This is a genomic window from Pseudomonas sp. Emmai (assembly GCF_055179735.1).
Genome location: NZ_CM143685.1, coordinates 639431 through 663542 on the forward strand (window position 1 = coordinate 639431; position 24112 = coordinate 663542).

Annotated in this window: 21 protein-coding genes and 1 tRNA gene; 9 read left to right on the forward strand and 13 right to left on the reverse strand. The window is 57.4% G+C overall.

All coding sequences use genetic code 11. From position 1 onward, the window contains the following. A complete protein-coding gene (locus ACY4LX_RS02865) occupies nt 1-1425 on the reverse strand; it encodes an L-lactate permease (protein WP_463259121.1) in 1425 nt (474 codons plus the stop codon). Between the two features lie 250 nt (nt 1426-1675). On the opposite strand from ACY4LX_RS02865, the gene ACY4LX_RS02870 reads away from it, so the two are divergent. Together ACY4LX_RS02870 and ACY4LX_RS02875 are read left to right on the forward strand one after the other, a co-directional pair. Beyond that, nucleotides 1676-2206 (forward strand): hypothetical protein, encoded by a 531-nt coding sequence (locus ACY4LX_RS02870; protein ID WP_463259122.1) that lies wholly within the window; start codon nt 1676-1678, stop codon nt 2204-2206. A 62-nt stretch (nt 2207-2268) separates the two neighbouring features. Then, nucleotides 2269-2556: a YceK/YidQ family lipoprotein gene (locus ACY4LX_RS02875; protein WP_149659096.1), complete on the forward strand. Its 288-nt coding sequence runs from the start codon at nt 2269-2271 to the stop codon at nt 2554-2556. A gap of 93 nt (nt 2557-2649) precedes the next feature. Here ACY4LX_RS02875 and ACY4LX_RS02880 read toward each other — a convergent pair whose 3' ends face one another. The 11 genes from ACY4LX_RS02880 to ACY4LX_RS02930 all read right to left on the reverse strand — a co-directional run bounded on the left by ACY4LX_RS02880 (nt 2650) and on the right by ACY4LX_RS02930 (nt 16869). Further along, entirely contained in the window at nt 2650-5835 is a 3186-nt protein-coding gene (locus ACY4LX_RS02880) for a type I restriction endonuclease subunit R (RefSeq protein WP_463259123.1), read from the reverse strand. 71 nt (nt 5836-5906) lie between these two features. Then, complete coding sequence (locus ACY4LX_RS02885) at nt 5907-7589, reverse strand: RNA-binding domain-containing protein (RefSeq protein ID WP_463259124.1); 1683 nt, start codon at nt 7587-7589, stop codon at nt 5907-5909. Between the two features lie 4 nt (nt 7590-7593). Next, a complete protein-coding gene (locus ACY4LX_RS02890; protein ID WP_463259125.1) occupies nt 7594-8550 on the reverse strand; it encodes a GIY-YIG nuclease family protein in 957 nt (318 codons plus the stop codon). Then, nucleotides 8547-9893 (reverse strand): restriction endonuclease subunit S, encoded by a 1347-nt coding sequence (locus ACY4LX_RS02895; protein ID WP_463259126.1) that lies wholly within the window; start codon nt 9891-9893, stop codon nt 8547-8549. The genes ACY4LX_RS02890 and ACY4LX_RS02895 overlap by 4 nt, the downstream gene beginning before the upstream one ends. Then, on the reverse strand, nt 9890-11809 hold the full coding sequence (locus tag ACY4LX_RS02900) for a type I restriction-modification system subunit M (protein ID WP_463259127.1): 1920 nt from the start codon (nt 11807-11809) through the stop codon (nt 9890-9892). Before ACY4LX_RS02900 ends, ACY4LX_RS02895 begins: the two co-directional genes overlap by 4 nt. A 199-nt stretch (nt 11810-12008) precedes the next feature. Next, nucleotides 12009-12473, reverse strand: coding sequence for a hypothetical protein (locus ACY4LX_RS02905; protein WP_463259128.1), 465 nt, complete (start codon nt 12471-12473; stop codon nt 12009-12011). A gap of 171 nt (nt 12474-12644) precedes the next feature. Further along, a tRNA-Phe gene (locus ACY4LX_RS02910) sits at nt 12645-12720 on the reverse strand. Between the two features lie 103 nt (nt 12721-12823). Further along, the gene (locus tag ACY4LX_RS02915) at nt 12824-13096 is read right to left on the reverse strand and encodes an oxidative damage protection protein (RefSeq protein ID WP_149659097.1); all 273 of its coding nucleotides are present in this window, start codon (nt 13094-13096) and stop codon (nt 12824-12826) included. After that, the gene (gene mutY, locus ACY4LX_RS02920; RefSeq protein WP_123511222.1) at nt 13093-14160 is read right to left on the reverse strand and encodes an A/G-specific adenine glycosylase; all 1068 of its coding nucleotides are present in this window, start codon (nt 14158-14160) and stop codon (nt 13093-13095) included. Before mutY ends, ACY4LX_RS02915 begins: the two co-directional genes overlap by 4 nt. Continuing rightward, nucleotides 14157-16388 (reverse strand): AsmA family protein, encoded by a 2232-nt coding sequence (locus ACY4LX_RS02925; protein ID WP_463259129.1) that lies wholly within the window; start codon nt 16386-16388, stop codon nt 14157-14159. The genes mutY and ACY4LX_RS02925 overlap by 4 nt, the downstream gene beginning before the upstream one ends. A gap of 76 nt (nt 16389-16464) precedes the next feature. Next, nucleotides 16465-16869, reverse strand: coding sequence for an acetyl-CoA sensor PanZ family protein (locus ACY4LX_RS02930; protein WP_463259130.1), 405 nt, complete (start codon nt 16867-16869; stop codon nt 16465-16467). Between the two features lie 332 nt (nt 16870-17201). Here ACY4LX_RS02930 and ACY4LX_RS02935 point away from each other — a divergent pair, with 332 nt between their 5' ends. From ACY4LX_RS02935 to ACY4LX_RS02965, 7 genes are all read left to right on the forward strand, one after another. After that, the gene (locus ACY4LX_RS02935; protein WP_463259131.1) at nt 17202-18866 is read left to right on the forward strand and encodes an OFA family MFS transporter; all 1665 of its coding nucleotides are present in this window, start codon (nt 17202-17204) and stop codon (nt 18864-18866) included. 306 nt (nt 18867-19172) lie between these two features. Continuing rightward, nucleotides 19173-19766: an imidazoleglycerol-phosphate dehydratase HisB gene (gene hisB / locus ACY4LX_RS02940; RefSeq protein ID WP_003218037.1), complete on the forward strand. Its 594-nt coding sequence runs from the start codon at nt 19173-19175 to the stop codon at nt 19764-19766. Next, complete coding sequence (gene hisH / locus ACY4LX_RS02945) at nt 19766-20404, forward strand: imidazole glycerol phosphate synthase subunit HisH (RefSeq protein ID WP_149659101.1); 639 nt, start codon at nt 19766-19768, stop codon at nt 20402-20404. Before hisB ends, hisH begins: the two co-directional genes overlap by 1 nt. After that, complete coding sequence (locus ACY4LX_RS02950) at nt 20405-20662, forward strand: DUF2164 domain-containing protein (RefSeq protein ID WP_008024930.1); 258 nt, start codon at nt 20405-20407, stop codon at nt 20660-20662. A gap of 100 nt (nt 20663-20762) precedes the next feature. Next, nucleotides 20763-21503: a 1-(5-phosphoribosyl)-5-[(5-phosphoribosylamino)methylideneamino]imidazole-4-carboxamide isomerase gene (hisA, locus tag ACY4LX_RS02955; RefSeq protein ID WP_123596631.1), complete on the forward strand. Its 741-nt coding sequence runs from the start codon at nt 20763-20765 to the stop codon at nt 21501-21503. A gap of 110 nt (nt 21504-21613) precedes the next feature. Next, nucleotides 21614-22384 (forward strand): imidazole glycerol phosphate synthase subunit HisF, encoded by a 771-nt coding sequence (gene hisF, locus ACY4LX_RS02960; protein WP_121731627.1) that lies wholly within the window; start codon nt 21614-21616, stop codon nt 22382-22384. Between the two features lie 75 nt (nt 22385-22459). Further along, on the forward strand, nt 22460-23215 hold the full coding sequence (locus ACY4LX_RS02965) for a substrate-binding periplasmic protein (protein ID WP_463259132.1): 756 nt from the start codon (nt 22460-22462) through the stop codon (nt 23213-23215). A 119-nt stretch (nt 23216-23334) separates the two neighbouring features. Here ACY4LX_RS02965 and ACY4LX_RS02970 read toward each other — a convergent pair whose 3' ends face one another. After that, on the reverse strand, nt 23335-24111 hold the full coding sequence (locus ACY4LX_RS02970) for a divergent polysaccharide deacetylase family protein (RefSeq protein ID WP_463259133.1): 777 nt from the start codon (nt 24109-24111) through the stop codon (nt 23335-23337). Between the last annotated feature and the right edge of the window lies 1 nt (nt 24112).

A 24112-nucleotide genomic window follows, 5' to 3' on the forward strand; every position in this document is an offset into this window, starting at 1 on the left:
TCAAAGAAAATAAAGTAAAACGGCCCCGGCCGCAGCAACGATGGCGATATTGAGGCAAACAAGGCCAAAGGCGAATCGGATCAGCGTGTGCTCCTCCTGCCGATTGGCGCCTGCCAGCCCGGTGATCAGAGAAAGAATGGACAACGATCCCAGCGCTCCATGCCCGGCCGCACTGTTGACCATCGCTGCAAGCCAGGGCCCGTGCCCCGTTGCCAGGGCGGCGATAGACGGCATGACGAGGGTGTTGCCGCCCACGTTGGATCCCGTGACATAGCCGGCAATACCCGCCAGCAACGCGATGGTCGGAGCCAGTGAAACGCCGGACAGCGATTGCAGTGTGTGTTGCGCCTCCAGCAGAAACCCGGCGTTGACCATGACCTGGGACAGCAGCAGAAACAGGAAAATCGTGCTGACCGGGAACCTGGCTCGGTTGAACAGGGGGCGCCAGGGGAAGCCCGTCGCCGTGCCGTCCTTTATCGACATCAGCAGGGTGACGATCAGCAGCGCCAGCCCGGGGGATGCCAGCGGTTTCCACGACACATGCTCGCCTTTGACGATCCAGAGTGCGTCCCAACCGGTGAGCACAAATAACCCGCGCGACGCGACGATGACGCCCAGCAACGCCAGGTAAGGCCATGCCGCGCTCGGCCAGCGCACCCGCTTTTTACGCTGAAAGAACGAAATCCCCAGGCCCACGCCCGCAACGGCAAGGCCCGCCAGCACGCCTGACACTTCCGGGCCTATCCACCGATTGACGCCATAGAGCACCGCCACGAACAGCGCCGTCACCATCATGAGCCCAAGCCACGGCGCGACGGTGCGTATTCCTGCTTGCCACAAGGCGATGGCGGCGAGGCAGAGGAAGACGGGCGCGCTGATCAGTGCCGAGTGACTACCGAGAGTTTCAGGCGGTAAATCAGCCAGCAACGCGCCAATCACGGTGGCAAGCCCCAAGGTCCCCCACGGCATGATGACCATGCCGGCGAGGGCGATTTTCATCCCCGACTGGCGCGTGAACAGGCCCATCAACAGCGGCACGGTGGCGATCAGGGACACGCCGAAGCCTGTCATCGATTCGAGCAGCGGGGCCAGGCCCAGCACAATGAAGAGGACTTGCGCGGGGGGTGTCCAGCCGAGCTCCTTGACCCAGTCGCCAATGGCCTGTGGCGCGCCACCGCGCTCGACGAATATGACAAAGGCCAGGCCCGGCACAATCACGCAGGCGGTACTGAGGAACAGTATCGCGGTGTCCTGAAAGATGGCCGTCGTGATCGCCGCAGACAAAGGGCCCGCAGCCCCCGAGACCCACAACACAAACACCAGCGCGACACCCGCCAGCGCAGCTTGTACTGGAGGCCTGCGCATGATGAGGATCAGGGCGATTACCAGGCCGATGGGCGACATTTGCAGCAAGAGTGGAGCCATACGCTGTTTTCCTTAACCGTGAGTCTGTCCGCAGTGGGGCGCTTGCATTGATGGGGCAATCAGTGACTCGCCGAGGCTTGGAGAGGTTGGCGATTTTTCCGGCGGGGGGAGAGACACAGGTTTTGTGTTTTTTTCAGTACAGCTGAAATCTCGCGCTGTTCGCGCAGGTATGATCGCGTCCTTTAGCGATTGATCAGGGACGACAATGATAAAGCGGCACTCATGGATAGGACCGGCGCTGGCGGCGCTATTGAGCTCAACCGGACAAGCGTGGGCGAGCGAGCCGTCCTCGGTGTACCTGCGTTGCACCATGGCCCCGGCGCAGTACGCCAAGGCAATGGCGGCTCCCCCGGGTTCGGCGCACGCGTACAGCGACTGGCAACAGTGGTTCGACGGTGTAGACATGTCCGGCTCGGGCAAGGTCGATGCCGAATCGCTGCGTGATTCTGGGGCGCAGAGCCTGGAGGAGCTGCTGCAAGCCTGGGGCGGGCTGTCTCGGTATGACCCGGCCACAGGGAGTTGGCAGTATGCCTTGCCGCAATTCAGCGAGAACTACGGCGAGATGATCCAGTTGCTGGCGCCGCTGCGCAGTGTTGCCCCTTACTGCGAAGCCAATTCCGACAGTTTCCTGTTGGTCTATTCGTATATCTGGGGCAATGGTGACAACGCCTACCTGACCCTCGACAAACAGCGCAGCCAGTTTGCGGCCGCGCCAACGCCCGCCCAGCGTAAAGAGGCCGACGCGGCGCTCGAGTCGCTGATGGATTCAGATGCGGACTAAGGCGGCCTCGGGTGCTGGTTGAATTGTCGCGACGCCATATGATTTAAAAAAGGATGCTGGATTTGAAACGGATTTTACGCGTGGGTTCTGTGGTGAGCCTTGCTCTGGTGCTCGCCGGTTGTGGAACGCTGATGGGCCGACTGAATGGCGCATCGGAAGAAAATTACTACAAAGGCGTGGATGGCGATCTCCACCTGCTGGGCGCCAGGGGCGGCGGTAGCAGCGGTATGCCGGAGGCGGTCATTTGCTACTTCATGATTGTGTGTCCGCTCATCACGGTGGTGTCCCTGCCGGTGGATGCCGCGCTGGACACCGTGTTGCTGCCAGTGGATTACGTCAACACGTTATGACGCTGTGTCACCCTCACTCGTCTTGTGACCCTTCACGCGGGCAGTCGGGGGTTTTCCTCAGGCTCACTGTACTAACGCTCCATGCGGCAACTCTCATCTGGCCTGCTCGATTAGATCTGCCCCCGAGTCTTTTTTCAGCAACTCATAGAGCACAGTTATAAAGACGTCTCTAGTCGCCTCGTCGCTAAGCAATTGCGTTGCCATGCTCTGATGGCTGCTCATGGCTCCCGCAATCGCTTGGATGGCTTTTCTCGGAAGGTCTGCCTTCATGGCTTGCTCGCGAGTGTTGTTCTGGACTTGATCCATTACCACGATGTCGGCGCGAAGTTTTTCAGATACGTGCACCGCAAAGGCAACTTTATCGGTGTCGGTAATGTTCTTTCCAAAAGCCTCGTTGAGCTTTTCAATCAGTTCAGAAAGGTATTTTTTCTCTCTGTCCCGAGCGTCCCGCAGACCATTGTCGGTCACGCTGTAAAGGCTTGGTGTCTCTCCTGTCGGAAGAACACCACCCAGTGAAGTGCCTTGGTTGATCTTAAAATGGCTGAGTGTCAGGTCGGCGAGATCGACCTGGTCGGAGCCGACGCCTTTCAAGCGTTTACGTAACAAGCGAGCGAAGCTGGCGAAGGCTTCCAAGGCTGGATCAGCAAACTCCACCAGTTGTGCCACATACTCGTAAGTACGGACAAATTTAGTCAGGCTTTCACTAAAGATCATCAGTTCGTCGCGTTTTTTTGCAAACTCAGCACGTTGTACATCCGCATTCTGCATGTCCTGCTCATCGCCCTGCTCGTTGGCGATTTCCCATGCATTTTCCCATTGATCGATGCCGTCATTGAGCAGCTTGAGTTTGCCGTTGAAACGGTCGGTTGCCGGTTGAGTCAGTGCATACAACTTCTGATGCGTAACCTTCCGGTCAACAATCGCATCACCAAACGCTGCCACTTCAGCGCTATCGTAGATGTACATCTCATCAAGACGTTGTTTGATGTCATAAACGATATTCGGATCTTGGATATCTGCTACTTGCGCGTCGCGATAGAAGGTTTTGAAGGCCTTCAGAATTTCATCAGGCTCGTTGGCAAAGTCGATAACAAAGGTCTTGTCCTTACCGGGATAGGTACGATTCAGGCGGGACAGTGTCTGCACTGCCTCAACGCCAGAGATCTTCTTGTCCAGGTACATCGCGACCAGTTTTGGCTGGTCGAAGCCAGTTTGGAATTTGTTGGCAACAATCATTACCCGGTAATCCGGTGTATCAAAAGCTGTTCGCATATCACGGCCATGGAGCCCGGGATTGAGGTTGGTTTCACTAAAGGCGTGCTCTTCTTTGAAACCCGCCGCATTGACTTCTTGATTCGGTACATCGCCAGAGAATGCAACCATTGACTTAATGTTGGTGTAGCGATTGCGTTCGCAATAATCCTGCAAAGCCAACTGATACTTGACCGCTGAGGCGCGAGAAGGCGTGACGATCATTGCCTTGGCTTGCCCATTGAGCAGATGGCTAACGTTCTTCTTGAAGTGCTCGACGATCAATTCAACTTTCTGCCCGACGTTGACCGGGTTCAGCGACAACCACTTGGCTAATGCCCGATTTGCACTCTTTTCATCGACTCGCTCATCTTGGCTGTCCATAAATGCCGAGCCGATTTTAAAGGCGACTTTGTAGCTGCTGTAGTTTTTCAGTACATCGAGAATAAAACCCTCTTCGATAGCCTGCTGCATTGTGTACAGGTGGAAGGGTACCGGTGGGTTGTCGATGCTGACCGGTTTTTCTGGATATCGTGGACGACCAAACAGGCTAATGGTTGAGTGTTTGGGAGTGGCGGTGAACGCAAAGTAGCTGGCATTGCCGGGTCTCTGTCGCGAGGACTGCCAAACAGATAAGCGTTCTTCTTTGCTGAGCTTGTCCCATTCCTCTTCACTTTGTCCCGTCAGTACATAACGCAGATCGTCAGCAGTGGTGCCGCCAGTAGAGCTGTGGGCTTCGTCGATGATGATTGCGAAACGCCGATCCCGTAGAGATTGTTCACCGAGAATTGCCGTCTGTGCGTGAGGGAAAGTTTGCAGTGTGCAAATGATGATCGGAGTACCCGCGAGCATGGCGTTTGCCAGTTGCACACTTTTTGGCTGGTTGTTGTCTTCTCGATCAATAGCCCGTACCAACCCTGTCTGGTGGTCGATTTGTTTGATGGCGTCTTGCAGTTGCTTGTCCAGCACTTGGCGATCGGTGATTACCAAGACGCTGTGAAAGTAAGGTTCGCCATCCGGGCGCCGAATACGGATCAGCGAGTGAGCGGTCCAGGCGATGGTGTTGGTTTTACCGGAGCCGGCGCTGTGTTGGATCAAATACGGTTGGCCTGCACCTTCCTGCTCCACGGTCTTTAGCATTTTGGTCACGCTCTCCCATTGGTGAAAGCGCGGAAAAATCAGTGTTTCCTTGAAGGATGCAATGCCTTTGGCATCTTGAACCTCCTTACGCTCCAGGAGCACAAAGCGGTGGAAGATTCGCAACCAGTTGTCTTTTTGCAGCACCTGCTGCCATAGATAGCTGACCGGATAGCTGCCGTCCTTGTTGGCCGGATTGCCCGCAGCGCCGTCATTGCCTCGGTTGAATGGCAGGAAGAATGTTGAGTCGCCGGACAGTCGAGTGGTCATGCGAATATCGCTGTCGCTCATCGCAAAATGCACCACCGCTCCCCGGCGAAACGCCAGCAGCGGTTCAGCCAGGCCTGTCTTCACGCTTTTAGGCGGGCGGTCCTGGCAGTACTGCTGCATTGCAGCCTCTACTGATTGAGTGAAATCGGTTTTAAGCTCGACGGTTGCTACGGGCAAGCCGTTGATAAAAAACACCAGATCAATCTCGTCTGCCTTGTCCAGGGAATAGCGCAGCTGTGGCACCACGCGCAGACGATTGGCGGCATAGTGAGCAATGACGGTGTCATTGCGGGCGTCCTCAGGTAAGGCTTGGCTCATGGCCAGAACACCGGCGCCCGCGACGGTAAAACCATGGCGCAACACATTGATCGTGCCGCCCATCTTGTTCTGAAGTTGTGCGCCCAATCGGTCAAACAGAACGGTGCGCGTGCTTTCACCGTGAATCTTTCGTAGCGCAGTCATTTGCTGTGGGTGGGTGTCATTTAGCCAATCGAGCACATCTTCCGGATACAACGCCCGTGCGACGTCATAACCACTGGACTTACCAACTCGCCAGCCGCTGTCGGCCAACTGTTCGATAATGTGGCGTTCCAGTTCACATTCGTGGTGGATGTGGGACATGTGCGATCCTTCACAGCTAATTGAACCCGACTCAGCGGGGAGAGTTTGTCTAGAGTTTGACTAAAGTTTGTCTAGATAAAGATGCTGGGTTCGGGCTTTAGCACCCATCGGCCTTTGTGTAAACCACCTGATTTTTCAATGGTTTTGTCGCGGGTAGACATAGCGTTCAACAGGTTGCGGAATTTGTTCTGCTTCTGTTTTTCGTCTAAAGCGTCTGAAAGTTTGTCTAGGATCAGTGTGACTAGCTCGTCGCGAGAGGCTGAGCCATAGTGCTTCAGGTAATCGAGGATCAAGCGTTTGTAGTAAGCATCGTCGAACGCTCGATTACGAATGTAGTCGCTCTTGGTGCCAGTGGTTTGCGCTACCTGTGCGGCAGTGTAGTAGTTCGGTTTTCGGCCTTCGATGAGCCCTTGCTTACGAAGCATTCCTGCAGCCGCGTCCGTGATGGGCTGCTTTTTCTGAACCCGGTCCAGCAACATCACCGTGTTCAGGGGCAGGTCGTCATGCTCAAGCAGCAGCAGCGTGTAATTTTCGTCAATCACATGCCCATAGATTTCCAGCACGACCTTTTTTGGTTCGGACTTACTGTAATCCGGCAGCGGAAAATAGCGGCTGCGCTGTGACAGGGTCATGGTGCGGATACCGAAACCCATAGTGTCGATCATGCTCAGACTGACCATGGCTTGAGTCAACCATGGATTACGGTATCGAGTCGGGGTTTGCTCACCGCTGAAGTAATCCTCAGGCTGCCCTTCGAAGAATCCTCCTGCGTTTTCAAAGACTAGTCGATCGACCCGCTCAGTAACGATGATGCGTGAGCGCAGTTGGTAATCCTGGTGGGCGATGCAGTTGTGCAACGCTTCGAGGATAACGCGTGTGTCGTACTTGCTGACTTCTGTGGCCAGCAGTTGGTTTTGCGGGAACAGCTTATAGCTGATGTTGCGGATGCGGTGCAGCACCTGAGTGGTCGCCAGCAGAAATGGCGGACCGAAATGCTCGTACGCCTGTTCCTCGCCCGTCAACTTCCAGGTGATTTGCGCCAGCGTAGGCAAAAAGTGGCTGGACTGTGGTTTGCCGAGTAGCAGCAGAGCGGTATGAGTGATACGACCCTGGATGGTGATCTTCGCTTTATCCAGGAAGGTTGCGGTATCCCAAGCGGGGATATCCGAAGCGAAGGAAGCGTTACGATATTTCTCGGAAAATTTTTCCCGTGCCATGATCAATGCCTGTTCATCCAGGTCGGCGAGAGTGGCGCCCTCCACCGTTTCGGCTGACCAATCACGGTTATCGACTGCTTCACTCAAGATAGCCCCGAGGCGCTCCGGCCGCATTTCAACTAGCGCGTCGTCGAGCCGCTGCCAGGCTTTGTCGTGGGCATACACTGGTAATCGAGGTTGATGCTGCGGAATGTGGAAGATCCACACGACTTTAGCGGTATCGCTGGTTCTGAAGCTTTCTACACGAAACCCTTCTGAATTCAGGTTGGTGCAGCGTCCCAACAAGCGTTGGCGGATATTTTCAGGTGTGTAATCGTGAAAGTTACTGATGCCGACAATACGTAGCGAAGCGTCCTCAACACCAATCACCAAGTGTCCGCCGGCCATGTTGGCGATTGCTGACAGATAGCTGGCAATGTCCTCGCCTTTGCGACCGGACACAGCGTGGGTGAGGTTTTTGAATTCCTTCCACTCACAGGCGGCATTTTCCTTGGGGAAATGCTCGCGCAGATAAAGTTGAAGGGCGGCTTCGTTCATTGATTTATTCCGTGGTGATCAGGGTTGAAGGATGCGCGGGGCGTAATCCAGCAATTTGTTGATCCTGCCAGGCTGCGTAGGTTTGACCAGAGCCTTGGACAGTCCATTCGGTTCGGCCATTGGCATTACGACCTAACACCACTGCGGCGGCAGCACTCGGACTGTTGAATGCGTAATCGTCAGCGAACACGCGTAAGCCAGTTTCTGTTTCTGGAAGCACGCCCTCACTGACCACTCGCGAATAAAGCGTCTGATAGCTATGCGGCGTGCTGGTCCAGCGCTCACTGGCATTGGAGTTCTTGAGTACAAAAAACTCGCCATCGATTTCTTGGGCGAAGGCTTTGATCGAGCGGGTTTTGCTGGTCAGTTCGAATACTGGAGACTGGCTGACGGTGCTGATGCCAGCCTCCGTTCTTTCGCTGATCTGTGAAGGCTTGGTCGCTTCATGCAGAAAGTCGAAGCCTAGGGCTGGTAACACGATCCGAATCTGCTCCAGAAAAAATGCCATGTCAGCGCGATCTGATTCCGGCAAGTTACTGTAGTCATGAGCCGTGCCGTTGACGACGACGCAATGCCCTGCATTTCGGGCAATGCGCATCAGCCAGCTCTCGAGGTACTTGACGTGAGCCTTGGTTAGATTCAAATCTTTACTTGTAACCAGGCAAACCTTCTCCCAGAAATCCTTTCCACCCTGATCTTCCCCTCGGTTGTGCTGCTTCAAACGCTGGGCAACGTCGTCAGATTCGCCGATATACACCTGAGTGCGCAGGCTGTCTTGCGGGTCCGGTCCGATCAGGAAATACACGCCGGTGCGGGCACATTCAGGGCGCTGAATCAGCTCGACAAGCTTGCTGCGTGGGCCGGTGAGTACATGACCGGTCCAGTTCATGATCTCGGCCGTCAGCAGGCCTGTGGGTGTGCCGTCCACTAGGAATAGGCGAATACTGCGGCCTTGGCTCATGAGGCCTCTCGAAGGTCGATCTGGCCGGTAACGGCGGCGGTGATCAGGGCTGTGCGACGTTCTTTTAGCAGGTTGAGGCTGAGTTCGGTTTTGGTGATAAGGGTTTTGAGGCGAGTAGTCATCTCAGAGAGGGTTTCCAATATTTCGTGTTGCTCAGCATCTGAGGGAACCGGAACGGGAAGTTCCATAAGATTGGTTGACGAAATCGAAGCTAAATTCGTGCTTTGTTTAGAGCGACCCATAAAGTAGAACTGGGCTGCTTTAGAGCCTGTAAAGGTGTTTAGCCATTTGGGTTGGACTTGGTTTGGCCTCACAGCAAAAACATGATTCTGGTGAATACATGGTTCAACCTCGCCGTGCCAGACGTGCCCGCGTCCTAGCTTGTCAAAGTCTCCACCCTCGTTCATTAGCACATCACCTTTCTGAAGCAGATAACGATTTAGATCTTTAGTAGGTATATGGATTGTCGATACTTCCTCAAGATCTAGATAGCCGTCCTGGACATTGGCTACACGAAGATAAGGGACTTGGACTGTCTCTTTATCGGCATTGTCCTTACCTTTTGCTATACCAGTTTGAACGCTTGCGATGAGTCTCAAGCGTTTTACTGCCCAGTGCTCGGGTACGTCACCAAGCCATTCCACGCCAGAGTCTTTCATTTTGGCAGCAGGGTCGAGACCCTTGGTAACGGCATGCGTGATCAGCGCTTGGCGTTTTTCACCTAGTAGTTCGATGAATTGGGTTTTCTTTGCAATAAGTCCGTCTATCCGAGCACCTTCGTGTGCAAGGTGTTCTGAAATACGGAGTCTTTCTGTTGTTGGCGGCAGAGAAATACAAATATTGCCAATCTGCTCAAAATTTAATCCCTCACGTCCCGCTCCATTTTGCGAGAAATCTATTTGAGACTGCACAGATTCACTTTTCAGACAAAGTGAAAGCCATTTCGCTTCTTCCCTGCTCTCGGGTCGAATAATGCAAACATGCTGGTTTACATTTGCTGGCTGAAAAGGTTCCGGGACCAGGCAACTTCGTCCAATAGACGCACCAGTAATATTCAACAGAACGTCATTTGCTCTGACTCTGGAGCCTTTCATTGTGAGATCTATTTCTTCCGAAATGTAAGTTGCGTCGTCGAGTCTTAACCCATCGTCATATACATTTTGGCTTCGGAGAAACAAAATCCCAGAGTCCTGGTAAACCTCCGAGCCTCCAGACGGTGTTTTACCGCTGCCAACATGAGGTGCGATGTACTTAATGCTTTTAACATCCCAATGCTCCGGCACCTGCCCCAACCACTCCACCCCTGAATCCTTGTAAGCCGGATACGGCTTGTAATGACTCATGCCGTCACCTCGTTCAGCAGCGCAGCGATCTCCGCTTCTACAGCCTTCAGATCAGCATCAATCTCGGTTAACGAGCGAGGCGGCTGGTACTGGTAGAAATAGCGGTTGAAGTTGATCTCGTAACCCACAATGCCAACCAGACCATCCTTCTCGTCACACTTGCTGGTGTCGATCCAGGCGTCCGGGACATGCGGCAGTACTTCACGGGCGAAATAGTCTTCGATGCGCTGGTTGAGTGGGACGTTCTCGTTTTCACGTAAATCACTGTCAGCCTGCGGCTGACCTTTCTCGTCGAGTACCGGTTGTGCTTCTGGATCACGTTCTCCGAAGCAGGTGAACAGAGCTTTCTGCGCAGCTTTGCCAAGCTTTTTCACTCCGGCAGCCTTGAGGAAGGCGGGCAGGTTATCGAAGCTTCCTTCTACCGCAGCAAACTGAGCGATGTGATCGGCACCTTTGCTATCAGCATAAGCGGCCACTTTCTCTGGCGTGATGCTGAAGCGCAGACGCAGCGGGCGTTCGACGGTAATGCGGCGATAGCCAAAGTCAGTGGTGTTGAAGATTTTGCTGTTGGGTGCATCCTCAGCCGCGTCGTGCAGGCGAGCGATGTCGGCGATCTGGCTTTCCGAAAGCAACTTGCGCTTGCTGCCCAATGATTTCCGCATAGGCGTATGCATGGCCGTGGCGTCGATCAGCTGCACCTTGTTCTTGCGTGCTGCGTCCTTGTGATTGGACAGTACCCAAATGTAAGTGCCGATACCGGTGTTGTAGAACAGGTCGTTAGGCAGGGCGATGATCGCCTCCAGCCAATCGTTTTCCAGAATCCAGCGACGGATTTCCGATTCACCCGAGCCCGCGCCACCGTTGAACAACGGCGATCCCGACAGCACGATGCCGATTCGGGTGCCGCCCAATTCGACAGGTTTGCGCTTGGACAGCAAATGCATCAGGAATAACAACGAGCCATCGCCAACCCGTGGCAGGCCAGCGCCAAAGCGCCCGGCAAAGCCTTTGTTTTTTTGCTCGTCCTGCACCTGTTTTTGGACTTTCTCCCATTTCACGCCGAATGGCGGGTTAGCCAGGCAGTAGTCGAACTGCTCGTGGGGCAGTTGGTCGTGGGAGAGGGTGTTGCCGAGTTTGATGTTCTTTGTTTCGAAGCCCTGAATCAGTTTGTCCGCTAATGAGATCGCGTAGGTTTCTGGGTTCAGTTCCTGTGCGTAGGGAATCATGTCCGCCTTTGGGTTCCATTCGGCGACCAGTTCAATCGCAGAGGACAGGAAGCCGCCGGTGCCAGCAGCGCAATCGTAAACGGTACGAATCACGCCTTTACCATTGAGCGCTTCGTGATCCGGAGCAAATACCAGTGTGGTGGCAAGTCGAACTACATCACGCGGGGTGAAAAACTCTCCGGCGGTGTCGTTGGCTGACTCAGCGAACTTGCGGATCAAGTGTTCGAACACCAATCCCATTTCATGGTTGCTGATGGTGTCGGGGTGCAGGTCGATACTGGCGAATTTCTGAGTGACCAGAAATAGAAGGTTTGCGCTTTCGAGGCGAGTCAACCAGTCGCTGAAATTGAAATGCTGGAAAACCTGATGAGCATTGGCCGAGAACTTGGCGATGTAGTCTTCTAGATTGGCGCGTGTGCTCGTAGCGCCGACACTTGAAAGGTCGTATTGCGAGATGTTGTAGAACGTCGCCTCGGCGATGCCCGGCAGAATCAGATCCCGATCGACGCTGGTGTTCTTCAGGGCGGTGAACTGCGTGCGTACTTTGTCGCGTGTAGGTTCGAGCACGCATTCCAATCGGCGCAATACGGTAAATGGCAAAATGATTCGACCGAATTCGGATTGCTTGAAATCGCCGCGCAGTACATCTGCAACGTTCCAGATGAAGTCGGCCAGGTTTTGCTGATTCACGCGTGTTCCTCTCAATGCAATGCGAGCCGGGGCCTGACAGCAAGGAGGGATGTGAGTCTGGGTTGTCCTGAATGGAGAACGATCATCCCTGCGCGCAGGCCCTGAGGCGTATCGCCTGTGGGCGATTTAATTGGGCGCAAGGATGCCATTAATTGAGGTGCGGGGCATCACCTGTTCGGTTTGTCCGTAGCGAGCGGGACTATTTGTCGTCTTCGGATGGATCTGCTGCCAACTCGGCAACCGCTTCCTCCATGGCCAGAGTGAAATCGTCAAGCACATCAGGCCTGGTAAGCCATTCCAGGGTTTCGTTCTCTGTCGCGCCGTAGGCCCATTTTCGGTAATCAATCAAAAAGGTTTGACTGAGCATCGCCATCGATTCGGAAGGGTCGCCCGTCTTGATCAGTTCCTGTTGAAGCTCGGGGGCTGCCGACATCACATCGGCCAGAGCGATGAAAAGCGAGACAAACAGCGCTTTACGGCTTTGGTTTTCCGCTTCCTGAAATTGGGTAAACAGAGCCTCGAAGAACTCAATCGGATAGGCATCTGGCCTATCAGAAAGATCGTCGAACCGGGTAGGGTGGAGAACGCTTCGGGATACGCGCTGTTGCTTGGCTTTTACCTTGGCGCGTTTGGCTCGCTTTTGTTGCTTGGTAAGGGATGCCATAGGCTTCTGCCCTTTTCAGAAAAGAAATTCCGGGTATTAAAGCGCAAACGTGCGGCTGTTTTAAGGCCTCCGCCTGTAGGAAACAGTTGTAGAAGACAAACGGAAATCGAGCGCCATCAAATCGCAGGCATAAAAAAACCCTGAATCTTGCGATTCAGGGTTTTCGGTATTTGGTGCCCAGAGACGGAATCGAACCGCCGACACGGGGATTTTCAATCCCCTGCTCTACCGACTGAGCTATCTGGGCAACGGGGCGCATTAAACTGGTTTTTCAGGGGGTCGTCAAGAAAGTTTTCAAAAAAATTTTAATTATTACCGTCGCTTACGTTCCGACCCCCGAAAAATCGGGATTATTCAGCCGGCGGAACGTAGCCTTCGGCCTGGGCGTATTCCTCGCCGGAAAAGAACTTGTCCATCTCGCCCTGCAGATATTTGCGATCTTCGGCGTTCATCATGTTCAGGCGTTTTTCGTTGATCAGCAGGGTCTGGTGTTTCTGCCAGTCGGCCCAGGCCTTGGCGGAAACGTGGTCAAGAATGTCCTGACCTTTTACGCCCGGGAACGGCGCGTGCGCCAGGGCGGGCAATTCTTCTTTGTACTTGCGGCACATGATGGTGCGGGTCATGACGACTCTCCTGCGTTCAATACGGCGGCCGCGCGTTCGAGCAAGGTTTTGACCGGGGCGGCAAGGCCCAGGCGCGGCGGGGTGGCGAGGTTATACCAGAGCCAGTCGGCCTCGGCCACGTGATGGCCTGCCTCCTGGACCTGGACAAGCCAGGGTTCGATGGACAATTGAAAGTGGCTGAAGGTGTGCACCAGGCTCGGCAACGCCTGTTGGCTGCCCAGTTCCAGCGAGTGCTGGGTGGCCAGGTGTTGCAGGTCGTCGAGGTCGTCGAGCTCCGGCAAACTCCACAAACCACCCCACAAGCCCGTGGAAGGGCGACGGTAAAGCAGAATCGCGCCTTCGCCGTTGGCGAGCATCGGCATCAGCGTGCGCTTCTGCGGTACGGCTTTGCGTGGCTTGGGGATCGGGTAGCGGGTTTCCAGGCCGAGCATGTGCGCTTCGCAGCCCTTTTCCAGCGGGCAGAGCAGGCAACTCGGTTTGCTGCGGGTGCAGAGCGTGGCGCCCAGATCCATCATCGCCTGGGTGTAGGCGTTGACCCGATCATGGGGCGTAAAGCGCTCAGCGTTCGCCCAGAGCTGTTTGGCGACCTTCGGCTCACCCGGATAACCCTCTTGCGCGGTAAAGCGCGCCAGCACGCGTTTAACGTTGCCATCGAGGATCGGCGCCCGCAGGCCCATGCTCAGGCTGGCGATGGCGCCGGCCGTGGACAAACCGATGCCCGGCAGCTCGACCAGTTTTTCCACATCCCGGGGAAACTCACCGCCATGTTCGGCAACGACGATCTTCGCGGTCTTCTGCAGATTGCGCGCACGGGTGTAGTAACCCAGGCCCGTCCACAGGTGCAGCACTTCGTCTTCCGGCGCGGCGGCCAGGGCCTCGACCGTCGGCAGCGAAGCCATGAACCGGTCGAAGTAATTCAGCACGGTGCTGACCTGGGTCTGTTGCAGCATGATTTCCGAGACCCACACCCGATACGGGGTGATGCCCTGTTGCCAGGGCAAATCGTGGCGGCCGTGGCGGTCGTACCAATCCAGCACCGCCGATGAAAACTGCTCGGCTCTCATCGCTTGAACAGCCCCTTCAACGCGTTTTTCAGTTCAGGGCTGACTTTGTCCCCGAGCTTCTCGTCGATCTTGTCGCTGAGTTTCTCGCCCGCCAGTTTGGCGGCGACCTGGCCCATGCGTTCGTTGTCCACGCGGCAAGCCTTGGCCCCGAGTTCAAGTGGACCACGGCAGCGCAGCGGCCATTCGATGCCGACAAACTTCTCGCCGACCTGACAGGCCGGATCAGGCATGGCGCTGGTGTCGCCTTCGACGAGGATGCCGACGCGATAGTCCATGCCCAGCACCCGCAGATCGACGTCGCCGTCACCATTGACGGTCATGCCGGGGATGCGCACTTTCATGTCCGGATTGCTCGCCACGCCGTTGCGGAAGGTCAGGTTGCCCTTGAGTTCCTGGAATGGCGTGTCCTTGCCCCGGGGTTCGCCGCTGAGGGTTTTGCGATTCAGGGTGGCGATGCCTTTGCACAGTTGTTGCTCAAGGTTGGCGTTGAGCAGCACGCCATTGTTGATGACGAAACTGGCGTTGCCGTTGAGCGTTTCGATCAGCGCGCTCTGGCTATTGCCGCTACCGGTCAGCGCACTGTTGAGCGTCACCAGGCCTTTGACCGGCGGGTTTTTACCCTGGCTTTCAAGGATTTTTTCCACCGGCACCTTGGTGATGCGGGTTTGCATGCTCAGTGCGGGCACCGGCTGGCGCACGTCGAGGGTGCCCTTGGCTTCGAAGTTGCCGTTGTACAAATCACCCCGCAGGTTCTCCAGGGTCAGCAGGCCGCCCTGGGCGGTGGCCTTGAGCGCAGCGTTCTGGATCGGCAGTTTGTCGAGGGTCAGTTGGCCGAACGTCAGGTCGGCATCCACATCGAGTTTGGCCAGGCGCTCCACCGGCAGCAGGCGCTCGGTGCTCCACGCGCCTTTGGTCGGTGAGGGCGGCAGCGGCGTGCTGCCCGCGCCCGCCATGGCATCGGCCTCGGTGCTGGCCACTTCAGCCTGGCGCACTTGCGTCGCGCTGTTGGCTTCAGCGGATTTTGGCGGCAGATAGCGATCGACGTTGAACGTGTCAGCCTTGAGGATCGCGCGCAGCGATTGCTTGGCGAAATCCTCGATGGCGATACGGCCGCTGAAGCTGCTGTCGTCGACTTTCAGGTTGATGTTGTCGAACGCCAGGCTGGTAGGCGTCCCGGAGAGACGGCTGACCAGCTCGACTTTACTCAGGCTGCCCTCGGCCATGGCCGGGAGTTTCTGGCCAATGCTGTCGACGAATTTGGCCAGGTCAAACTGGGCAATCGACAGGCCGCCGTTGACTTGCGGGGTCTTGTCGAGGTCGTTGACCTTCAGCTCGCCCAGCGCGCGCAACTGGTTGGCGGAGATCTTGATCCCGGTCCATTCGGCGACGTTGGCTGCTTTATCCAGCAACAACTGGCCTTGGGCGGCGAAGGTCATGGTCTTGCCTTGCAGCGGATCGCCAGTGACTTCGCCCGACAGTTTCATGTCTTCGAACTGGTAACGCTGGAGGGCGCGGGCGATGCGCAACTCGCCGTTCAACTCGGTACGCACGCGCAGCGCCGGCTGGTTGGAAGACAGGAATGCGGTGAGTTTGAGCGGAATATTGGTCGAGTCGTGGACCGCGCCGGTGCTCATCTGAATGCTTTCGGCGCTGTAGATCTTGCCGGTTTTTTCATCGTTGTATTCAACCCGCGCGTTGTTCACGGTCAGGCTGTCGATGTCCAGGCGGATCGGCTGCGGCGGTTTTTCCGCGACGACGGGGGCTTCCGGGGCCGGTTCGCCAGCGGCAACGGCAGGCGGGGTCGCGCCAGTAGTGGCCGGGGCCGGGACCTTGCCGATGTCTTCCCAGTTGCCGTGGCCATCCTTGTCACGGTTCAGGCGCAGGTTCAGGCCTTCGACGCGTACGTCGCTCATCTGCACTTCACGGCGCAGCAGTGGCAGCACGCGCACGGACAGGCCGAGCATCTGCAAGTCTGCAAACGGTTCGGTGGGTTTGACCAGGGTCGCGACACTGGCTTCGTGCAATTCCAGGCCCAGCCACGGGAACAGGCTCCAACCGATGTCGCCATTGAGCGTCAGCTCGATGTGGGCCTTGTCGCGGGCAATCTGGCGAATCTCGTCTTTATAGTCGTTGGGATCGAAGAGGTGGGTCAGGGCAAAGCCCAGCGCCACAATGATCAGCAACAGCCCGAGAAGTACCAGACCCAGGATTTTGCCGAACGCTTTCATGGGCGAGTCCTTGTAGTTAGTCGAATTCGAAATTTAGCCGGGGAGTATAGCGCTCCGAAACTGACGACCGGTCAGTTCATATGGGCAGCATGTCCAGCGGCACGTTCAGTTTGGCTGCCAGTGCCTGGGCTTCCAGATGCCCGGCGGGCGCCAGCAGGCGCAAAGTTGCGCCCGACTGCGACGCCATTTTCTGCGCTTCGTTCACCAGGCGCTCCGCCACGCCACGGCGCCGGGTGATTTTTCGTACGCAAATTTGGGAAAGGTGCCAGACGTCCGATTGACGTTGCAGGCGTGCGGCGCCCAGCAACCGATCGTTGAAGCGCCCGGCGATCAGCGAACCGTCGCCCAGGCAGCCTTCGATCAACTGCACCTCGCCGGCAAACGGCGCAAACAGCCAGTCCGGTGCGTCGCGGTAGATCTTCTGCAGGTCTTGTTGATCCTGATAAGTGGCTTCAGTCAACGGCTCGACTATTATCGGCATGGCGGCTCCTGTCAGATGGGTGCAGATTTCGACCTGTGGGAGCTGCCGAAGGCTGCGATCTTTTGATCTTTCGTCGGTTACAAAAAAATCAAAAGTTCGCAGCCTTCGGCAGCTCCTGCAAAAGAAAGAGATCAGATGACATAGAAAAGGTGATGTCAGTTTGGTTTTTCTGTCACGAGCAAATGGTAACCTCTCCACGTTCGTCCGTCCTTCTGCGACGTAACGTCGCGCCCAAATGGAGCTTCACCCAAGAAAAAGGTCATGCCTGCGTGCATATAAGGCTGAGGGTGAGGAGTGGCTGGCGAACCATACTAATAATTGGGGGATACACAATGAGCACGAGCATCACGGCGGACGGCGTCATCGCCGGCCAGCCCGCGTTCCTGTCCAAGGAGCGCATCATCGCCAAGCCCGGTTTCAACCGTTGGCTGGTTCCACCGGCCGCGTTGGCCATCCACCTGTGCATCGGCATGGCCTACGGCTTCTCGGTGTTCTGGTTGCCGCTGTCCAAGGCCCTGGGCGTCACCGCTCCGGTCGCTTGTGCGCCGGACATGAGCTTCATCTCACAAATCTTCTCGTCCCAATGTGACTGGCCGATCTCGATGCTCGGTTGGATCTACACCTTGTTCTTCATCTTCCTTGGCTGCTCGGCAGCGATCTGGGGTGGCTGGCTGGAACACGCGGGGCCGCGCAAGGCCGGTGTTGTATCGGCACTGTGCTGGTGCGGTGGCCTGCTGATTTCGGCGCTGGGGATTTATACCCACCAGATCTGGCTGATGTGGGTCGGCTCCGGGGTCATTGGCGGTATCGGCCTGGGCCTGGGCTACATCTCGCCAGTGTCGACCCTGATCAAGTGGTTCCCGGACAAGCGCGGCATGGCGACCGGCATGGCGATCATGGGCTTCGGTGGCGGCGCGATGGTGGGCGCTCCATTGGCGGCGGCACTGATGAGTCACTTCGCTTCGCCAACGGGCGTGGGCGTATGGCAGAGCTTCCTGGTGATGGCCGCGATCTACTTCGTGTTCATGATCGGCGGCGCACTGTCCTATCGCGTTCCGCCAACCGGCTGGAAGCCTGAAGGCTGGACCGCTCCGGCGAAGAAAGCGTCGAACGCGATGATCACTCATCGCCACGTTCACGTGAGCGTCGCGTGGAAAACTCCGCAATTCCGCCTGGTGTGGCTGGTGCTGTGCCTGAACGTATCCGCCGGTATCGGCATCCTCGGCATGGCTTCGCCACTGTTGCAGGAAGTGTTTGGCGGCAAATTGATTGGTGTGGACCTGCCGTTCGGCAAGCTGGATGCCGGGCAACTGGCTTCGATTGCGGCAATTGCCGCCGGTTTCACCGGTTTGCTGAGTCTGTTCAACATCGGCGGCCGGTTCTTCTGGGCTTCGTTCTCCGACTATCTGGGTCGTAAAAACACCTATTTCGTGTTCTTCGCGTTGGGCTTTGCCCTGTACGCGCTGATCCCGAACCTGGGTCACCTGGGCAACGTCGCGCTGTTCGTGGCGGCGTTCTGCATCATCCTGTCGATGTACGGCGGTGGTTTTGCGACCGTTCCGGCTTACCTGGCGGACCTGTTCGGCACGCAAATGGTCGGCGCGATCCACGGTCGTCTGCTGACGGCGTGGGCGGCGGCGGGCGTGTTGGGTCCGGTGTTGGTGAACTACCTGCGTGAATATCAACTGAGCATCGGCGTTGAACGTGCCGCAGCTTACGACATCACGTTGTACATCCTCGCGGGCCTGCTGGTGCTGGGTTTCCTGTGCAACCTGCTGGTGCGTCCGGTGGCCGACAAGTACTTCATGACCGACGCTGAACTGGCTGCCGAACAAGCGCTGGGCCACGACAAAGGTGCCGACAGCAGCACCGTGCTGGAGTGGAAAGCGGCGCCGGGCAGCAAGCCTTTGGCGGTTGCGGCGTGGCTGGTGGTGGGGATTCCGTTGGCGTGGGGTGTGTGGGTGACCCTGCAGAAGACGGCGGTTCTGTTCCACTAAGTTCTCTGCACCTGATCGTTCCCACGCTCCGCGTGGGAATGCCTCCCGTGACGCTCTGCGTCACTTTCGAAGTGGACGCGGAGCGTCCGGGGCTGCACTCCCACGCAGAGCGTGGGAGCGATCAGCGATAAGGTATGTCTGGCATACCGTCTTCGCGGGCAAGCCTCGCTCCTACATGTCATTACAGGTATATCCCCGGCACCGTTGGGGTCTGTCCGTCAGCCATATCACCTCTCGTGTTTCTGTTTCGGCCCCGCGCCCCTATAATGGCTGCCTTTTTCGCCCAATGATTTTGCGGAGCTGGTGATGGCCGAACGTAAGGCGTCAGTCGAGCGCGACACTCTGGAAACCCAGATCAAAGCCTCGATCAACCTGGATGGCACCGGAAAGGCCCGATTTGATATCGGTGTTCCTTTTCTTGAGCACATGCTGGACCAGATCGCCCGTCACGGGCTGATCGACCTGGATATTGTCAGCAAGGGCGACCTGCATATCGACGACCACCACACCGTGGAAGACGTCGGTATCACCCTGGGTCAGGCCTTTGCCAAAGCCATCGGCGACAAGAAAGGCATCCGTCGCTACGGCCACGCCTACGTGCCGCTCGATGAAGCGCTGTCGCGCGTGGTGATCGACTTCTCCGGCCGTCCTGGCCTGCAGATGCACGTTCCCTATACCCGCGCCACCGTTGGCGGCTTTGACGTTGACCTGTTTCAGGAATTCTTCCAGGGCTTCGTCAACCACGCCCTCGTCAGCCTGCACATCGACAACCTGCGTGGCACCAACACCCACCACCAGATCGAAACCGTGTTCAAGGCTTTCGGCCGCGCATTGCGCATGGCGGTCGAGCTGGATGACCGCATGGCCGGGCAAATGCCATCGACCAAGGGCGTTCTGTAATGCAGACGGTCGCGGTTATCGATTACGGCATGGGCAACCTGCACTCGGTGGCCAAGGCCCTCGAGCACGTCGGTGCCGGCAAGGTGTTGATCACCAGCGATGCCGCTGTGATTCGCGAAGCTGACCGGGTGGTATTCCCCGGCGTCGGCGCGATTCGCGATTGCATGGCGGAGATCCGTCGCCTGGGCTTCGATTCCCTGGTGCGTGAAGTCAGCCAGGACCGTCCGTTCCTCGGCATTTGCGTGGGCATGCAAGCCTTGCTCGACAGCAGTGAAGAGAACGACGGCGTGGACTGCATCGGCCTGTTCCCGGGCGCGGTGAAGTTCTTCGGCAAAGACCTGCATGAAGACGGCGAACACCTGAAAGTCCCGCACATGGGCTGGAACGAAGTGAAGCAGACGGTGAGTCACCCGCTGTGGCACAACATTCCGGACCTGGCGCGTTTCTACTTCGTGCACAGCTACTACATCGCTGCCGGCAATGCGCGGCAAGTGGTGGGTGGCGGTCACTACGGTGTCGATTTCGCCGCAGCGCTGGCCGATGGCTCGCGTTTCGCCGTGCAGTTCCACCCGGAGAAGAGCCATACCCATGGCCTGCAATTGCTGCAGAACTTCGCCGCGTGGGATGGTCGCTGGTAAATGGCCGTCAAGAAGAAGCCGCCGATCCTGACCCTCACTCCCGAACAGGAGAACGAGGCCAATCACAAGATCAAGCGCTTTATGGAGGATCGCTTCGAACTGGACCTGGGTTCGTTCGAAGCGGCTGAAATCCTTGAGCTGTTTACCCGCGAAATTGCGCCGCACTATTACAACAGAGCGATTTTCGATGTGCAGACGCACCTTAAAGAAAGGTTCGAAAGCATCGAAAGCGACCTGTGGGCGCTTGAGAAGAATTAGGGCAGCGGCAAGCTTCAAGCTGCAAGCTGCAAGAAGTAGACACGCGTGCGCGCTTGCAGCTTATGGCTTGCAGCTTGCAGCTCTTTGACGAAGGAAAAGCATGCTAATTATTCCCGCTATCGATCTTAAAGACGGTGCCTGTGTTCGTCTGCGCCAGGGCCGCATGGAAGATTCCACGGTGTTCTCCGATGACCCGGTGAGCATGGCCGCCAAGTGGGTGGAGGGCGGTTGCCGTCGTCTGCATCTGGTCGACCTGAACGGCGCCTTCGAAGGCCAGCCGGTCAACGGCGAAGTGGTCACAGCCATCGCCAAGCGCTACCCGAACCTGCCGATCCAGATCGGCGGCGGCATCCGCTCCCTGGAAACCATCGAGCACTACGTGAAAGCGGGCGTGAGCTACGTGATCATCGGCACCAAAGCCGTGAAAGATCCGGCATTCGTCGCTGAAGCGTGCCGCGCATTCCCGGGTAAGGTGATCGTTGGCCTCGACGCTAAAGACGGTTTCGTCGCCACCGACGGCTGGGCTGAAATCAGCACCATTCAGGTGATCGACCTGGCCAAGCAGTTTGAAGCCGATGGCGTGTCCGCGATCGTTTATACCGACATCGCCAAAGACGGCATGATGCAGGGCTGCAACGTACCGTTCACCGCCGCGCTGGCCGCTGCCACGCGCATTCCGGTGATCGCGTCCGGTGGCATTCACAACCTCGGTGACATCAAGTCGCTGCTCGACGCCAAGGCGCCGGGCATCATCGGCGCGATCACCGGCCGCGCGATTTATGAGGGCACGCTTGATGTTGCAGAAGCCCAAGCCTTTTGTGATGGCTACGCGGCCAGATAAAGCAGCTTCAAGTTGCAAGCTGCGAGCTGCAAGTTAGAGCGCGGCAGTGATCTGCTCTGTCTTGCAGCTTGAAGCTCCAAGCTTGCAACTCTTAATCGGAGATTAAGCCCATGGCGTTAGCCAAACGCATTATCCCTTGCCTGGACGTGGACAACGGCCGGGTCGTCAAAGGTGTGAAGTTCGAGAACATCCGCGACGCCGGTGACCCGGTGGAAATCGCCCGTCGCTATGACGAGCAGGGTGCCGATGAGATTACCTTTCTCGACATCACCGCCAGCGTCGATGGCCGCGACACCACGCTGCATACCGTCGAGCGCATGGCCAGTCAGGTGTTTATCCCGCTGACCGTGGGCGGTGGCGTGCGCACCGTGCAGGACATTCGCAACTTGCTGAATGCCGGCGCCGACAAGGTCTCGATCAACACTGCCGCCGTGTTCAACCCGGAATTCGTTGGCGAAGCGGCGCAGCATTTCGGCTCGCAATGCATCGTCGTCGCCATTGACGCGAAGAAGGTGTCACTGCCGGGCGAAACCCCGCGCTGGGAAATCTTCACCCACGGTGGCCGCAAGCCGACCGGCCTCGACGCCGTCGAGTGGGCGAAGAAGATGGAAGGCCTGGGCGCTGGTGAAATCCTCCTGACCAGCATGGACCAGGATGGCATGAAGAACGGCTTCGACCTGGGTGTTACCCGTGCGATCAGCGATGCGCTGGGCATTCCGGTGATCGCTTCCGGCGGTGTCGGTAACCTGCAACATCTGGCTGACGGCATTATCGAAGGCCACGCCAGTGCGGTGCTGGCGGCGAGTATTTTCCACTTCGGCGAATACACCGTGCAGGAAGCCAAGGCCTACATGGCCCATCGCGGCATCGTGATGCGCTAAAACCCATACAGGCCAGTGGACAGCATGGCGGGCTCAGGGCACTCTTGGGCACGCCATGGATTTCGGTAGCCCGACATGCTCAAACGTTTTCTTCTTGTCCTCGCCAGCGCTTCTCTGTTGCTCATCAACGCAGCCCGCGCCGAAGAAAGTCCCGCCACCGACCTGGTGCTGCTGACGGAAAACTTCCCGCCCTACAACATGGCGAAGAACGGCAAGAACTTCGCTCAGGACGAGAACATCAATGGCATCGCCGTGGACATCGTCCGCGAGATGTTCAAGCGCGCCAATGTCACCTACAGCCTGACCCTGCGTTTCCCCTGGGAGCGCATCTATAAGATCGCCCTGGAAAAACCCGGTTACGGCGTGTTTGTCATGGCACGACTGCCGGATCGCGAAAAGCTCTTCAAGTGGGTCGGCCCCATCGGCCCGGATGACTGGATCATGTTGGCCAAGGCTGACAGCAAGATCACCCTCGATACCCTGGAGCAGGCGCGCAAGTACAAGATCGGCGCCTACAAGGGCGACGCGATTGCCGAGACCCTGGCCAAGCAAGGGTTGAAGCCGATTGTGGTGCTACGGGATCAGGACAATGCGAAGAAGCTGGTGAGCGGGCAGATCGATCTGTGGGCCACCGGCGACCCGGCCGGGCGTTATCTGGCCCGCCAGGACGGCGTGACCGGGCTCAAGACCGTACTGCGCTTCAACAGCGCCGAGTTGTATCTGGCGCTGAATAAAGACGTGCCGGACGAGACCGTGGCCAAGCTGCAAGCGGCGCTGGACCAGTTGCGCAAGGAAGGCGTGGTTGACGAGATCATGGCGAAGTATCTCTGACTATTTGCTGCCCGTTCCCACGCTCCCGCGTGGTAACGCCGCCCGTGACGCTCTGCGTCACAGTGGACGCGGAGTATCCATGGCTGCATTCCCACGCAGAGCGTGGGAACGATCGTGTTTCAGCGGTACACGCCATCTTTTCCATGCGCAGCCGTCGCCCGATTGCTGCGCACACTGATCATCATTTTGATGTTGATCCAGTCAATCCCCTGAGCCTTCAGCTTCGGCAACTCACGTTCCAGCACCGCCAGTGTCTGCGGATATGGATGCCCGATCATCACCGCCGAACCCTGTTTGTGCGCGAGGCTGATCGCCGTCTGTAGCTGAGTGAAGATCGCTGCTTCCGTGCGTTCGTCATCGAGAAACACATCCCGCGAAACGCTCGCTAATCCGATCCTCTGTGCTTCAGCCGCGCCCACGGTTTGCGCGCTGGTGCGGCTGTCGACGAAGAATTTGTGCCGGCGCTGCAAGTCCGCCATCAGCCAGGCCATGGCCGGTTGTTGCGCGGTCATGCGGCTGCCCATGTGGTTGTTGATGCCGGCGGTGTACGGCACAGTCTTGAACGCCGCGTTGAGGCGTTTCTCCAGTTCTTCGATAGGCAGGTCAGGATGCCAGGCGAACGGGCCGGTGGCCGGGTCCATGGGCATGTGAAGAATGACGATCTTGCCGGCGCGATGGGCTTCGCGGGCGAATTCGGCGGCGTGGGGTGTGTCGGGCATGATCGCCGTCGTCACCGGGCCGGGCAGGGCGAGCACGCGACGATCCCGGGGCAGGTTCTGCCCCAGGTCATCGATGATCAGTGTCAGGTAGGCCTTGTGTGGCGTTGGCTTGGCGGGTTCCGCGTGAGCAGCACCCGCCAGGCAGCACACCAGAGCGAGGATCAACCGCAGGCGCATC

What these genes read in the sequence shown, in the direction of transcription:
- ACY4LX_RS02905 (WP_463259128.1), bottom strand. Translation starts at nt 12,473, where the DNA reads ATGGCATCCCTTACCAAGCAACAAAAGCGAGCCAAACGCGCCAAGGTA.
- mutY (WP_123511222.1), bottom strand. Translation starts at nt 14,160, where the DNA reads ATGAGAGCCGAGCAGTTTTCATCGGCGGTGCTGGATTGGTACGACCGC.
- hisH (WP_149659101.1), top strand. Translation starts at nt 19,766, where the DNA reads ATGCAGACGGTCGCGGTTATCGATTACGGCATGGGCAACCTGCACTCG.
- ACY4LX_RS02885 (WP_463259124.1), bottom strand. Translation starts at nt 7,589, where the DNA reads ATGAACGAAGCCGCCCTTCAACTTTATCTGCGCGAGCATTTCCCCAAG.
- ACY4LX_RS02965 (WP_463259132.1), top strand. Translation starts at nt 22,460, where the DNA reads ATGCTCAAACGTTTTCTTCTTGTCCTCGCCAGCGCTTCTCTGTTGCTC.
- ACY4LX_RS02865 (WP_463259121.1), bottom strand. Translation starts at nt 1,425, where the DNA reads ATGGCTCCACTCTTGCTGCAAATGTCGCCCATCGGCCTGGTAATCGCC.
- ACY4LX_RS02880 (WP_463259123.1), bottom strand. Translation starts at nt 5,835, where the DNA reads ATGTCCCACATCCACCACGAATGTGAACTGGAACGCCACATTATCGAA.
- hisA (WP_123596631.1), top strand. Translation starts at nt 20,763, where the DNA reads ATGCTAATTATTCCCGCTATCGATCTTAAAGACGGTGCCTGTGTTCGT.
- ACY4LX_RS02925 (WP_463259129.1), bottom strand. Translation starts at nt 16,388, where the DNA reads ATGAAAGCGTTCGGCAAAATCCTGGGTCTGGTACTTCTCGGGCTGTTG.
- ACY4LX_RS02950 (WP_008024930.1), top strand. Translation starts at nt 20,405, where the DNA reads ATGGCCGTCAAGAAGAAGCCGCCGATCCTGACCCTCACTCCCGAACAG.
- hisF (WP_121731627.1), top strand. Translation starts at nt 21,614, where the DNA reads ATGGCGTTAGCCAAACGCATTATCCCTTGCCTGGACGTGGACAACGGC.
- ACY4LX_RS02935 (WP_463259131.1), top strand. Translation starts at nt 17,202, where the DNA reads ATGAGCACGAGCATCACGGCGGACGGCGTCATCGCCGGCCAGCCCGCG.
- ACY4LX_RS02970 (WP_463259133.1), bottom strand. Translation starts at nt 24,111, where the DNA reads ATGCGCCTGCGGTTGATCCTCGCTCTGGTGTGCTGCCTGGCGGGTGCT.
- ACY4LX_RS02930 (WP_463259130.1), bottom strand. Translation starts at nt 16,869, where the DNA reads ATGCCGATAATAGTCGAGCCGTTGACTGAAGCCACTTATCAGGATCAA.
- ACY4LX_RS02890 (WP_463259125.1), bottom strand. Translation starts at nt 8,550, where the DNA reads ATGAGCCAAGGCCGCAGTATTCGCCTATTCCTAGTGGACGGCACACCC.
- ACY4LX_RS02895 (WP_463259126.1), bottom strand. Translation starts at nt 9,893, where the DNA reads ATGAGTCATTACAAGCCGTATCCGGCTTACAAGGATTCAGGGGTGGAG.
- ACY4LX_RS02915 (WP_149659097.1), bottom strand. Translation starts at nt 13,096, where the DNA reads ATGACCCGCACCATCATGTGCCGCAAGTACAAAGAAGAATTGCCCGCC.
- hisB (WP_003218037.1), top strand. Translation starts at nt 19,173, where the DNA reads ATGGCCGAACGTAAGGCGTCAGTCGAGCGCGACACTCTGGAAACCCAG.